This window comes from Streptomyces sp. NPDC051218 (assembly GCF_044455475.1).
Classification (GTDB): domain Bacteria; phylum Actinomycetota; class Actinomycetes; order Streptomycetales; family Streptomycetaceae; genus Streptomyces.
Window position 1 is genome coordinate 172,766 of the sequence record NZ_JBITEU010000008.1, and the last position, 12,127, is coordinate 184,892.

Here is a 12,127-nt window from a genome sequence, read left to right on the forward strand (position 1 = left end):
CGAGAACGGGCCGTCCGCTCCGACGTCCCCTGTGAGAGTTGCCCACAAGGGGTGACCACCGCACAGCCGAGGAGCGACATCATGAAGTACCTGGTGATGGTTCAGGGAACGCAGGCGGACTACGAGGCGCAGAGCGGCAAGGGCAACTCGACAAGCCCGGCGTGGAGCGAGAAGGACCTGCAGGCGATGTTCGCCTTCATGGGCGCGCTCAACGACGATCTGGCGGAGTCCGGCGAGATCGTCGACGGGCAGGGCCTCGCCGAGCCCGCGCAGACCCGTCTGGTCGACGTGGACAAGGACGGCCGTCCGGTCATCACGGACGGTCCCTACGGCGAGACGAAGGAGGTCCTCGCCGGGTACTGGGTTCTCGACTGCGCGAGCCTGGACCGCGTCACGGAGATCGCCAACCGCATCCAGCAGTGCCCCGTTCCCGAGGGCGCGCCGAACTACCCCGTCGTGATCCGCCCCATCATGAGCGGCCCCGACGAGGCGTGCTGAACAGCACCGCCGTGGTCGAGGACCTGCTGCGCCTGCACGCGCCGCAGGTCCTCGGCGCGCTCGTGCGCAGGTACGGGCACTTCGGCGAGGCCGAGGACGCCGTGCAGGAGGCTCTGCTCGCCGCCGCTCGGCAATGGCCCGAGCAGGGTGTTCCGGAGAATCCGCGCGGCTGGCTGATCAGGGTCGCGTCGCGGCGGCTCATGGATCAGCTGCGCAGTGACGAGGCGCGGCGCAGACGTGAGGAGGAGGCCGCCCAGCTGTCGCCCCGGGACGCCTTCACGGCGCCCGCGCCGGGCGAGAGCCGCGCGCCCTCCGACGACGACACCCTGACCCTGCTCTTCCTGTGCTGCCATCCGGGGCTGAGCCCTGCCGCGCAGGTCGCGCTCACGCTGCGCGCCGTCGGCGGCCTGACCACGGCCGAGATCGCCCGTGCGCACCTCGTCCCCGAGGCGACGATGGCCCAGCGCATCAGCAGGGCGAAGGCGAAGGTCAAGGGCGTGCCGTTCCGGCAGCCGGGCCCGGAGGACCGCGATCAGCGGCTCGCGGTGGTGCTCCAGGTGCTCTACCTCATCTTCAACGAGGGGTACACGGCGACGTCCGGCAGCGCCCTGCACCGCTCCGATCTGTCGCGCGAGGCGATCCGGCTCACCCGTTCCGTGCGTACGCTGCTGCCCGGTGACGGCGCGGTGACCGGACTGCTCGCGCTGATGCTGCTCACCGAGGCCCGCAGCGCGGCCCGCACCGGCCCGCACGGGGAACTGATCCCGCTCGACGAACAGGACCGCTCACGCTGGGACCGGCGCGCGATCGAGGAAGGCTCCGCGCTGGTCGAGAAGGCCCTGTCCCAAGGCCCGGCGGGTGCCTACCAGTTGCAGGCGGCGATCGCCGCGCTGCACGACGAGGCCACGCGCGCCGACGACACCGACTGGCCGCAGATCCTGGCCCTCTACGACATCCTCGTACGCCGTGCTCCCGAACCCATGGCCGAACTCAGCCGGGCCGTGGCCTTCGCGATGGTGCACGGGCCACGCGCCGGGCTCGACGAGGTCGCGGCGCTCGAGGACCGGCTGGCGGGCCACCACCGGCTCGATGCCGTGCGCGCCCATCTCCTGGAACGGGCCGGCGAGACGGACGCGGCCCGCGCGGCCTACCAGCTGGCGGCCAAGCGCACCCTGAGCGTCCCCGAGACCCGCTACCTACAGATGCGCGCGGCCCGCCTGTCGTCGACGTGAGCGCCCTGGCGGCACGTAACGCAGCTCACAGCCTTGGGGCTGCCACCTGGGAACATCGGCTGTTGGTTCACCGTTGAACAGTACGTAGGTCCCGATCGCGATTCCCCCGTCCGGTCGGGGCCTACCTCTCTTTCCGACCGTTCATGTCGAGTCCGGTCCGTTTCACGCCTTCGAGCGTGAATATGCCAACCGCACCGCACGGCGCAGCCCCCGGACGGCATCATGCGTTCATGGACGGTGCCAAGCCTGTGCAGGTCTTGTTCACGCCCGACGAGTACGCAGCGGTCCAGCGGAACGCGGACCAACTCGGCCTTACGGTCGATGAGTTCATACGCCGGGCCGCGACCGTCGACGCCACGGAACTCCCCTGCCCGACCGCCGGGACCCGGCGCGGCTCCGACGCTCCGGTGACCGTGCCGCCGATCCGCCGCAGCGTCGGCCCTGACGGGGCGCCCGCGCTCCAGCGCTTCCTCGACACCCTCGCGGCCACGGCGGCCTCGGGGGAACCCGCCCCCGAGGAGCGGGTGCCACCGCAGCCGACGGTCCGCAGCTGCTCGGGGCAGTGACGGCCGGGGCGTCCCCGGTTCAGGCCAGGGAGATCTCCGGCTTGTACATGTCGAGCCAGAGCGCCAGGTCCAGCGTGCGTTCGAGGCCACGCCGGGACGCCTGGGTGATCTGGGGCACGTCGCGCTCCGCCGCGCGCATCGCCCGGTCCCGGTCGACGAGGTCGAAGACCGGGTGGGCGTGCTCGGCGAGCAGGTCCTTGACGTGCCCCTGGAGCGCGATGGCGTACTTGGGGTCCTGCGTGGAGGGATAGGGGCTCTTCACGCGGTCGTACACGGATCGCGGCAGGACGTCCGCGGTCGCCTCCCGCAGCAGGCTCTTCTCCCTGCCGTCGAAGGACTTCAGTGACCAAGGGGCGTTGTAGACGTACTCGACAAGACGGTGATCACAGAACGGCACCCGCACTTCGAGGCCGACCGCCATGCTCGCGCGGTCCTTGCGGTCGAGCAGGACGCGTACGAACCGGGTCAGGTGAAGGTGGCAGATCTTCCGCATCCGGAACTCGAAGTCGCTCTCGCCGTCCAGGCGTTGGATTCCGGCGACGGCCGTGTCGTAGCTGCCCTGGATGTACGCGGGCAGGTCGAGGGCGGCGGTCAGGTCAGGGCGCAGGACGTCGGCGTCGTCGCCGAACTGCTCGGCGAACTTCACCAGCCAGGGGAAGGTGTCGGCCGAGCGGGCCTCCTCGTCGAAGAACTGGAGGTAGCCGCCGAAGACCTCGTCCGCGGACTCCCCCGACAGCGCGACCGTCGAGTGCTCGCGGATGGCCCGGAAGAGGAGGTAGAGGGATGCGTCCATGTCGCCGAAACCCATGGGCAGGTCGCGGGCGCGGATCATCTTGGCCCGGACCTCGGGGGCGGCCAGAGCGTGCGAGTCCAGGACGATGTCGCGGTGATCGGTGCCCGCGGCCTTGGCCACGTCGTGCACGTAGGGCGTGTCGGGGGTGGAGCGCAGCGCGTCGGCGACGAAGTTCTCGCTCTGGCCGACGAAGTCCACGGCGAAGCTGCGTACGGTCTCGCCCACCGCTCCGAGTTGACGGGCGGCGAGCGCGGTCATCGCCGAGGAGTCGAGACCACCGGAGAGCAGGGTGCAGCGCGGCACGTCCGATACGAGCTGGCGGCGCACGATGTCCTCGAGGAGTTCGCGCACCTTGGCGACGGACTCGTCGCGACCGTCGGGGTGCGGCCGGGTCTCGAGACGCCAGTAGACGTGACGGCGCAGGCCTGAGCGGTCGACGGTCACGACGGTGCCGGGCTCGACCTCGTTCATGCCGTCCCACACGGCGTGTCCGGGCGTCTTGACGAAGGTGGACAGCTCCCGCAGTCCGTCGGCGGTCACCCGGGCGCGGGCCAGCGGGTTGGCGAGGATCGCCTTGGGTTCGGAGCCGAACAGGACGCCGTCCGGGGTCTCGTAGTAGTAGAAGGGCTTGATGCCCATACGGTCGCGGATCATGACGAGCTTGTCGCGCCTGCCGTCCCACACCGCGAAGGCGTACATGCCGTTGAGCCGTTCGGCGACCGCCTCGCCCCACTCCAGATAACCGCGCAGGACGACCTCGGTGTCGGATTCGGTGGTGAACTCATGGCCGCGCCCGGTCAGTTCGCGACGCAGTTCGGTGTAGTTGTACGTCTCTCCCGAGTAGACCAGGGCGACGGTGCCGCGCGGTGTCCGCACGGTCATGGGCTGGCGCCCGCCCGGCAGGTCGATGATCGCGAGCCTGCGGTGCCCGAGTCCGGCCGGGCCCTCGATCCAGGTGCCGCGGTCGTCGGGGCCGCGGCAGGACATCGTCTCGGTCATCGCGTCCAGCGTGCCGGACGCGGATCGCAGGTCACGGTCGAAGGAGACCCAGCCAGTAATGCCACACATGCGCTACCTCCTGCTTCACGCTGCCTGTGCGCCACCACCCGAGGAACTAGATGCAGACCCCACTAGGTGTAGATGGCAGCTATATGGCCAGCGTGCTCCCCGAAACTGCGCACGGTCAATGAGCCAGCCGCACGGAACGACACATTCCGGCCAACGGCAAAGACTTCCTCAAAGGGCCTGTCACCTGCGCTTTTCATCAGCGGCAGCGGCGGCACCGCGAGCGTCACGCAGGAGCGTCGCCGCCTCGTCACGGGCGTGTTCGATCGCGTCCGGAAAGATGCGCAGGCCGTGTGCGACCAGAGCGCCCTCGTGCAGCAGCATGAGCGTCCGCCCCAGCTTCGCCGCCCGCCGGGGCGCGATCGCGCGGGCGAGGCCGGTGAACAGGGCGAGCATCCAGGCCTTCTGACCGGCGATGACCCGGTACGCGGGGTGCGCGGGGTCACTGATCTCGGCGTGCGCGTTGACCATGCTGCAGCCCTTGTCGCTGTGCACTTCGGCCCAGTCGCGCGAGGCGTCGAAGACGGCGAGGATCCTGGCCCGCGGGGTGGTCACGGCCTCGACGTACGGGGCGAGGAAGGCCTGCCAGCGCTCGTCACGGGCGGCCAGATACTCGACGACGATCTGCTCCTTGGAGCCGAACCGGTCATAGAGCGTCTTCTTGGTGACCCCGGCCTCGGCGGCGATGAGGTCCACCCCTACGGCATGGATACCGCGGTCGTAGAACAGCACGCTCGCGGCGTCCAGAGCCCGCCGCGCGCCCGGCGTCATGACGATCCTCCGCGGCGCGCCTTCGGGCCCCGCGGCGCCCTTCACCAACTCACTCAGCAGTTCGGTCATGCCCCCATAATAAACCGATCTGTATACTCGGACAGGAGTAGACAGATCGGTTTACCTCACTCGGAGGAGCGCCATGAACGTCCTTCTCTCGATCGCATTCGTGCTGACCTGGAGCTCTGGTTTCATCGGTGCCAAGCTGGGCGCCGGCAGCGCGTCCGCGGTGACGGTCCTCATGTGGCGGTTCCTGCCCCTGGCCCTCGTGCTCGCGGTCGTGGCCCTGACCGTGACGCGGGCCTCCTGGCGCGGGTTCACGGCACGTGACGCGATACGGCAGGCGGCCGTAGGGGCGCTGTCACAGAGCGGCTATCTGCTCACCGTGTACTACGCGATCCAGCTCGGCGTCTCCAGCGGCACCACCGCCCTGATCGACGGGACCCAGCCGCTGGTGGCGGGCGCCCTTGCCGGGCCGCTGCTCGGCCAGTACGTCTCGCGGACCCAGTGGGTGGGCCTCGGGCTCGGTGTGACCGGGGTGGTCATCGTGACGGCGGCGGACGCCACGGGCGGCGCCGACGCTCCCTGGTGGGCCTACCTGGTGCCGTTCCTCGGGATGTTCTCGCTGGTCGCGGCGACCTTCCTGGAGCGCCGTTCCCCCCGCCCGACCGCGCCCGCGGTCGCGATGACGGTCCACTGCGTGACCAGCGCGGTCATCTTCACCGCACTCGCCGTCGGCGCGGGCGCCGCGACGCCGCCGATGGAGGCGTCGTTCTGGGTGGCGATCAGTTGGCTGGTGACGCTCTCCACCTTCGGCGGGTACGGACTCTACTGGCTGATCCTGCGGCGCTCCGGGGTCACGCAGGTCAACACCCTGATGTTCCTGATGGCGCCGGTGACGGCCCTGTGGGGAGCGCTGATGTTCGGCGAACCCTTCGGTGTACAGACGGCGTTGGGTCTCGCGGTCGGCCTCGCGGCGGTCGCGGTCGTGCACCGGGGGAATCGCTCGACGGCCATGACCGTGTGCTCCCGGCGGGAGATGTCCGCGACGGCGCCGGCTCAGTCCGCGAGCCGGAAGTCCGCGTAGTCGAAACCGGGCGCGACGACGCAGCTCACCAGGACCGGCTCACCGCCGGTGGGGCGCGCCGCCTGCCACACACCGCCGGGCACCAGGATCTGCGGGCGCTCACCGTGCTCGATGCCCGGCCCGAGGCGCATGGGAGCAGCGCCCTCCTTGGGGAGCGCGCCGTCGCCCCCGAGGCGCAGGTCGAGGGGGCCGCCACGGTGCCACAGCCAGATCTCGTCCGAGCGCACCACGTGCCAGCGCGACTCCTCTCCCGGGCAGAGCAGGAAGTAGATGGCGGTGGCCGCCGCACGCACGCCGGGGTAGCCCGTGGGCGTGAAGGAGTGGCCCGAGGCCCAGGTCTCGACGAACCAGCCGCCTTCCGGGTGCGGCTCCATTCCCAACTCGCGTGCCAGCAGGGGGCGTTCAGTCGCGTCGTTCATACGTGCTCTTCCGTTTCGCGGGTCGAAGGGGCGCCGGACGGCACCCCTGGGGGCCTGAGGAAAGCCAGCACGCGGGCGCATATGCCCGCGCTCTCTGCGGAGGGTACGGAAGATATCGGGGCGAACTTGATGATCACTCCAGCGCGGCACGAAACTCCGGAGAAGTGAACGGAGACAAAGCGAAGTGGAGGGAAATTCACCATAGCGGGTGAATGGGCATTCCTTACCGCCGAGTTCGGTCCCGAGATCAAGCCATGTGCGGAGTGGGCACAGGAGCGAAGAGCGGCCAACTTCCGTGCGGGAACTGGGCGTCATCATCGCCGACGGTATGGAGTCAGCCATAATGCCGACCATGAAGAGACTGCGAATTGGGCTGGTCGGCACGGGCCCCTGGGCCTCGTCCACGCACGCCCCGGCACTCGCGGCGCACCCCGACGTGGAGCTGGCCGGCGTATGGGGGCGGCGGCCCGACGCGGCGGCCTCGCTGGCGTCCGCGCACGCGACCGCGGCCTACGCGGACGTGGACGAACTGTTCGCCGCGAGCGACGCCGTGGCGTTCGCCGTACCGCCGGACGTGCAGGCGCCGCTTGCCACGCGGGCCGCCGCGGCGGGCTGTCATCTGCTCCTGGACAAGCCGGTGGCCACGACGGTGACCGCCGCGCGCGACCTCGCGGCGGCCGCCGAAGCGGCCCGGGTGGCGTCCGTGGTCTTCTGCACGCTGCGCTTCGCCGAGCCGACGGCGACGTGGGTGAAGGAGCAGGCGGCGACGGAGGGCTGGTTCGCGGGACGCGCGGACTGGTACAGCTCGTTCTACGCGGCGGACGGCTCCAGCCCGTTCTCCTCGCCGTGGCGGGCGCAGCGGGGCGGCCTGTGGGACGTCGGCCCGCACGCCCTCTCCGTCCTGCTGCCGGTGCTCGGCGATGTGACCGACGTGACGGCGGCGGCCGGCCGTGCGGACCTGGTCCATCTGATCCTGCGGCACAGCGGCGGCGCTTCGAGCACCGCGACACTGAGCCTGAGCACTCCCGCGAAGGCTTCGGGTTCGACGGTGGAGCTGCGCGGCGAGGCGGGGATCGCGCTGATGCCGTCGGGAGGCGGCGCGCTCGACGCGTTCCGCGCGGCGGTCGACGCACTCGTCGAGTCGGCGCGATCCGGCCAACCGCACGCCTGCGACGTGCGGTTCGGTCTGCGCGTCACGGAGATCCTGGCGCAGGCCGAGGAGCAGCTTCCCGCCGGCTGAACTTCCCTCCGGCTGAACTCCCCACCGGCGAACCGCCCGGGGACAACCGCGGGCGGCCGGTACCGTGGCCGCTACGTAATGGCGAGTGACGGCACCGGCCGCAGCCAGTGGACCCAGGAACCGATTCGGGAAGTCATGCGTCGTACGTCCCGAGTGCGACGTTTCCGACCACACACATCGGAATACGAACAACCGATCCATACTCATCCCGCAGCGGCCCAATGGGCCTAGGGGGTATCCAACACCGAGGAATTTCAGCCAATTTCGAGCTCCTCGGACAAGATGCCCCACAGTTGTGTCCGCGTGCCCACCGACGATGGAACCAGCAGGTCGGCGGTCCCGCTCCGACCATGATGCAACATCGACTGATCGTTTTTCTTCGGGCAATCTTTACTACCAAATCTGGTGCGAATATTTAGACTGCTGATGCTCAACTCGGCGTGCATCAAGAGGGATTACCCACCATGAACAAGACGGCGCTCCGCGCTCTGCTCCGCGAACGACGCGCCCTCATCGCCCCCGAATCGCACGGCTTCAGCCGCCCCACGGGCCAGGGGCGCCGCGCCCGAGGCCTCTCCCAGCACCAGGTGGACCAGCTCCTGCACCGGGCCATCGGGACGTACCACCGCCTGGAGTCGGGCAGTTACCCCAACCCGCCTGCCTCGCTGTTGCGGGATGTGGCGCGGCTTTTCGGGCTCAATGAGCAGGAGTGGGTGTCGCTGTGTCGATACGCACTGTTGCAGGAGCCGCCCGGACCCCTTCATCCGTCGTCCGGGAAGGAAGTGCCCGGGGTGTGGCAGGAGGCGGTTGACGGTGTCCGGCACATGGCGTACGTCACTGATGCCTCGTGGGACATGCTCGCCTATAACGAAGCACTCACCACCATGTTTCCCGGCCGCGATGTTCCCGGCAACATCATGCGATGGATGGTCCTCGACCCCGTCGGCCGCCGCACTCTGCTGGACTGGCACAACGCCTGGGCGCCCATGGTGCTGCCACAGCTGCGGGGCGCCCTCGCGTCGCGACCGGAGGACTGCACTCTGCGCCAGATAGAAAAAGAAGTTCTCGCCGATCCCGAGACCGCCGCTCCCTACGATGCCGGGAATCCCTATCCTCACCCGGACGGCGACGAGCGGCCGCTGCTCCACGCCGAACAGGGCCCTGGCTGGGTCACCATGTGCGCCGCGCAGCCCTTGACCGCACCCGGTGCTCGCCTCATGATCCTCGTGTTCCATGCAGGTGCACAGCGTGCCCACACGCGTGCGCCCATGCTGCGCGCGCACTGACGGAACATCAAGTCTGTTGCCTCTGCGGTTCGGAAGGGGGACGGCATCAGCACCTTGAAGTACGTTGTGGCCCATCCCCCACATCCGACCGAGCCCCCGTGGGAGTCACCTCGTGCCCGTCCATGTGTCCAGACCCACGACAGTTCTGGGTGACCACAAAGTCACGACCTCCGAGATAGCCGACGACATACGCGCCCATCACCGTGATCACCCCCGGCTCCGGGCGATCCTCCGCGTCATCGGCAACTGCGGAGTTCACACCCGTCACTTCACGCGGCCTCTGGACTCGCCCACGGTCTCCGGCTCGGCCGACATGGGAGAACGTGCCCGCGTGGCGTTCGACGACGCTCTCGCCATGGCAGAGCGCGCCGCCGTCGCGGCCCTCGACACGGCCGGATTGACCGCCGCGGACATCGACGCGATCGTCACCACACACACCACCAGTTGGGCGATCCCGAACCTCGACGTCAACCTCATCGAACGTCTCGGTCTGCGCCCTACGGTGCGCCGCATCGCGCTGACAACAGTGGCCTGCCCCGGGGGCGCCCACACCCTTGTCCGTGCCGCGGAACTGGTCGCCGCGCGACCCGGAAGCAAGATCCTCGTGGTGGGCGCGGAGGTACTGTCCGCCATCTACCAGCACTCCGACACCAGCATCGAATCGATGATCTACAAGGCCCTGTTCGGGGACTCGGCGGCTGCGGCGGTGGTCACGGACAGCCCACTCGGACCGGGGATCACGATCGACGACACCTTCGAGTACGTCCTGGCCGACAGCCTCGATCGGCAGCGCGGCCGCATCGACGTGGAAGGGATCCACTTCGACTCCAGCAAGAAGGCTCTCAGCGCGGCCGCAGAGGTCCTGCCCCACTTCAAGCAGTGGTACGGCCCGACAGAGACGCCTGACTTCGCCATCATCCACCCCGGCAGCCCCCGCATCATCTCCGACACCGCCACCGCCCTCGGGCTGACCCCGCACGATTCCCGCCACTCCACCGACACCCTCGCCGACGAGGGCAACCTCGGGGGCGTCAGCGTCCTGAGGGTGCTTGAGCGTACCCACGCCGCTCCCCCGGCCGACGGCGCCCGCGGCGTCATGGTCGCCTTCGGCCCCGGCTTCGCCACCGCAGCCCTGCGCTGTCGCTGGCAGGCGTGACCCGCCCCGCCCTAATTCGGTTGCCGCCTCCCCTTCGCCGCTGCTGGAGTACGCGCATGGATCATCAAGCGGTACTGGCGGCCTACGACGAGCAGCTCCGGCGCGGCGCGCGGACGGACAACCCCGGAGCTCGCGTCGAACGTGACGGGGCGGTCGTCCGGCAGATCGGCGCCCGGCACGACTGGAACGGCGTCCACTGGGCGGACGTCGACGCCACCACGGCGGACGCCGTCATCGCCGAGCAGGTGCGGTACTTCACTTCTCTGGGCCGCGAGTTCGAGTGGAAGCTGCATTCCCACGACCGCCCCGCCGACCTCGCCGACCGGCTGCGGGCGGCCGGCTTCGTTCCCGAGCCGCCGGAGACCGTGATGGTGGCCGAGGTCGCCGACCTGCCCACGGAAGCCGAACTGCCCGAAGGAGTAAGCCTGTTGCCGGTGACCGACGCGCGCGGCGTACGGCTCATGGCGGACGCCCACGACGCGGCGTTCGGCGAGGACAGCTCGGGGCTCGGCGAGCGCCTCGCCAAACGCGTCCTCACCCAGCTGACCGAGACCCCGGACGCGGTCGTGGCGGTGGTCGCGATGGCGGGCGACGAGCCGGTGAGTTCAGCGCGGATGGAGTTCTGTGCCGGCACGGACTTCGCAGGCCTCTGGGGCGGCGGCACCGCCCCGCAGTGGCGCGGCAAGGGCATCTACCGCGCCCTGATCGCCCACCGTGCCCGCATCGCCGCCGAGCGCGGGTACCGCTACCTCCAGGTGGACGCCACCGACGACAGCCGCCCGATCCTGCGGCGCCTCGGCTTCGTGCCGCTGAGCGTCACGACGCCGTACGTGTACACGCCGTAGCGCTGCTCACAGCAGCTTGGCGATCGCCTCCGCCGTGTCCGTCTCGCCGAGCCGCGGGAAGATCTTCTCGATGCTGTTGCGGTGCGCGTCGGCGTCCATGTCGGTCACGGCGTCGACAGCGACCGTGACGTGGTAACCGTGCTCGTGCGCCGCGCGGGCCGTCGACTCGACGCCGATGCTCGTCGCGATACCGGCGACGACGACTTGCGTGACACCGCGGCGGCGCAGCTGGAGGTCGAGGTCGGTGCCGTAGAAGGCGCCCCACTGCTGCTTGGTGACGACGATGTCGCTGTCCCGGCGGCCGAGTTCGGGGACCAGGTCCGCCCAGTCGGCCGGCACATCGCCGCCACGGACCGGGCCTTCGGTGCGTCCGGGGGCGCCGCCGGTGACCCGGACCAGGACGACGGGCAGGCCGCGCTCGCGGAAGGCGTCGGCGAGGCGGGCGGACCGTTCGACGATCTCGGTGGACGGGTGCGCCGTGGGCAGGGCGGTGATGCCCTTCTGGAGGTCGACCAGGACGAGGGCCGTGGTGGGGTCGAGGGTGGTGGCAGTCATGACTCGGATCTCTCTATGCGTGGGTGTGGCCGGGGAGTTGGCCGACGACCGAGCAGGGCCTCGGTCCGGAACGTGCGGTGGACCGGGCGCTCACTGCTGCACCAGTCGCTCCAACAACTTGGCCGCGTCGGCCAGTTGGCGCCGCTCGTCGGCGTCGAGGCCGTCGGCGATGGCGCCCGACAGCCATCCGTGCTTGGCGGCGCGCGCCTCGGTGAGCGTGCGGCGCCCCTTGTCGGTCACGGAGACGACGGACTGCCGCCCGTCGTTCGGATCGGGGGCGCGCTCGATCAGCTCCATGCTCTCCAGGGCGCCCACCGTCATCCGCATCGACTGCGGCCGTACGAGCTCCGCGCGGGCCAGAGCAGCCGTGGTGGCGGGACCCTCCCGGTCGAGGAGGGCGAGGACGGTGCGCTGCGAGGCGCTGAGCCCGACCCCGGGTGACGCCGTCCGCAGTCGTCGCACGACGCGTCCGATGACGGCCGTGAGATCTGCGGCGACCTGCTCGGGGGTCGGGTCCCCAGGCTTGTCGGTCATGACACGACAGTAGGAGATAGACAGGCAAACTTGCAAACTCGCCTGTCTATCTCCCACATCACTCTTCAGTCGCCGGCGGC

General features: G+C 69.9%; 13 protein-coding genes. 8 read left to right on the forward strand and 5 right to left on the reverse strand.

The annotated features are described in order from the left end of the window. The first annotated feature begins 81 nt into the window (after positions 1-81). The 3 genes from ACIBCK_RS24200 (at position 82) to ACIBCK_RS24210 (ending at position 2,296) form a co-directional block, all read left to right on the forward strand. Positions 82-498: a YciI family protein gene (locus tag ACIBCK_RS24200; RefSeq protein WP_367047492.1), complete on the forward strand. Its 417-nt coding sequence runs from the start codon at positions 82-84 to the stop codon at positions 496-498. Further along, on the forward strand, positions 492-1,730 hold the full coding sequence (locus ACIBCK_RS24205) for an RNA polymerase sigma factor (RefSeq protein ID WP_399393411.1): 1,239 nt from the start codon (positions 492-494) through the stop codon (positions 1,728-1,730). The genes ACIBCK_RS24200 and ACIBCK_RS24205 overlap by 7 nt, the downstream gene beginning before the upstream one ends. A gap of 230 nt (positions 1,731-1,960) precedes the next feature. Next, positions 1,961-2,296: a plasmid mobilization protein gene (locus tag ACIBCK_RS24210; RefSeq protein WP_399393413.1), complete on the forward strand. Its 336-nt coding sequence runs from the start codon at positions 1,961-1,963 to the stop codon at positions 2,294-2,296. A gap of 19 nt (positions 2,297-2,315) precedes the next feature. On the opposite strand, the gene asnB is transcribed toward ACIBCK_RS24210, so the two are convergent. After that, entirely contained in the window at positions 2,316-4,157 is a 1,842-nt protein-coding gene (gene asnB, locus ACIBCK_RS24215) for an asparagine synthase (glutamine-hydrolyzing) (protein ID WP_399393416.1), read from the reverse strand. A 180-nt stretch (positions 4,158-4,337) separates the two neighbouring features. Then, entirely contained in the window at positions 4,338-4,925 is a 588-nt protein-coding gene (locus ACIBCK_RS24220; protein ID WP_399393921.1) for a TetR/AcrR family transcriptional regulator, read from the reverse strand. A 142-nt stretch (positions 4,926-5,067) separates the two neighbouring features. Here ACIBCK_RS24220 and ACIBCK_RS24225 point away from each other — a divergent pair, with 142 nt between their 5' ends. Beyond that, the gene (locus ACIBCK_RS24225; protein WP_399393418.1) at positions 5,068-6,012 is read left to right on the forward strand and encodes a DMT family transporter; all 945 of its coding nucleotides are present in this window, start codon (positions 5,068-5,070) and stop codon (positions 6,010-6,012) included. Here the strand turns inward: ACIBCK_RS24225 and ACIBCK_RS24230 are convergent. Continuing rightward, positions 5,985-6,431 carry a cupin domain-containing protein gene (locus ACIBCK_RS24230; RefSeq protein ID WP_399393419.1) on the reverse strand — a complete coding sequence of 149 codons (447 nt, stop codon included), beginning with the start codon at positions 6,429-6,431 and terminating at the stop codon, positions 5,985-5,987. The two genes, ACIBCK_RS24225 and ACIBCK_RS24230, sit on opposite strands and share 28 nt — an antisense overlap. A gap of 352 nt (positions 6,432-6,783) precedes the next feature. On the opposite strand from ACIBCK_RS24230, the gene ACIBCK_RS24235 reads away from it, so the two are divergent. The 4 genes from ACIBCK_RS24235 (at position 6,784) to ACIBCK_RS24250 (ending at position 10,958) form a co-directional block, all read left to right on the forward strand. After that, on the forward strand, positions 6,784-7,671 hold the full coding sequence (locus ACIBCK_RS24235; RefSeq protein WP_399393421.1) for a Gfo/Idh/MocA family protein: 888 nt from the start codon (positions 6,784-6,786) through the stop codon (positions 7,669-7,671). 464 nt (positions 7,672-8,135) lie between these two features. Next, a complete protein-coding gene (locus ACIBCK_RS24240; RefSeq protein WP_399393423.1) occupies positions 8,136-8,957 on the forward strand; it encodes a helix-turn-helix domain-containing protein in 822 nt (273 codons plus the stop codon). A 124-nt stretch (positions 8,958-9,081) separates the two neighbouring features. After that, positions 9,082-10,113, forward strand: a complete 1,032-nt coding sequence (locus ACIBCK_RS24245) for a PhlD (protein WP_399393923.1) — start codon at positions 9,082-9,084, stop codon at positions 10,111-10,113. Positions 10,114-10,169: 56 nt separating this feature from the next. Further along, positions 10,170-10,958, forward strand: coding sequence for a GNAT family N-acetyltransferase (locus tag ACIBCK_RS24250; protein WP_399393424.1), 789 nt, complete (start codon positions 10,170-10,172; stop codon positions 10,956-10,958). A 6-nt stretch (positions 10,959-10,964) separates the two neighbouring features. Here the strand turns inward: ACIBCK_RS24250 and ACIBCK_RS24255 are convergent, their stop codons facing one another. Together ACIBCK_RS24255 and ACIBCK_RS24260 are read right to left on the reverse strand one after the other, a co-directional pair. Next, positions 10,965-11,513, reverse strand: a complete 549-nt coding sequence (locus ACIBCK_RS24255; protein ID WP_399393426.1) for an isochorismatase family protein — start codon at positions 11,511-11,513, stop codon at positions 10,965-10,967. A gap of 90 nt (positions 11,514-11,603) precedes the next feature. After that, positions 11,604-12,047, reverse strand: coding sequence for a MarR family winged helix-turn-helix transcriptional regulator (locus tag ACIBCK_RS24260; RefSeq protein WP_399393429.1), 444 nt, complete (start codon positions 12,045-12,047; stop codon positions 11,604-11,606). Between the last annotated feature and the right edge of the window lie 80 nt (positions 12,048-12,127).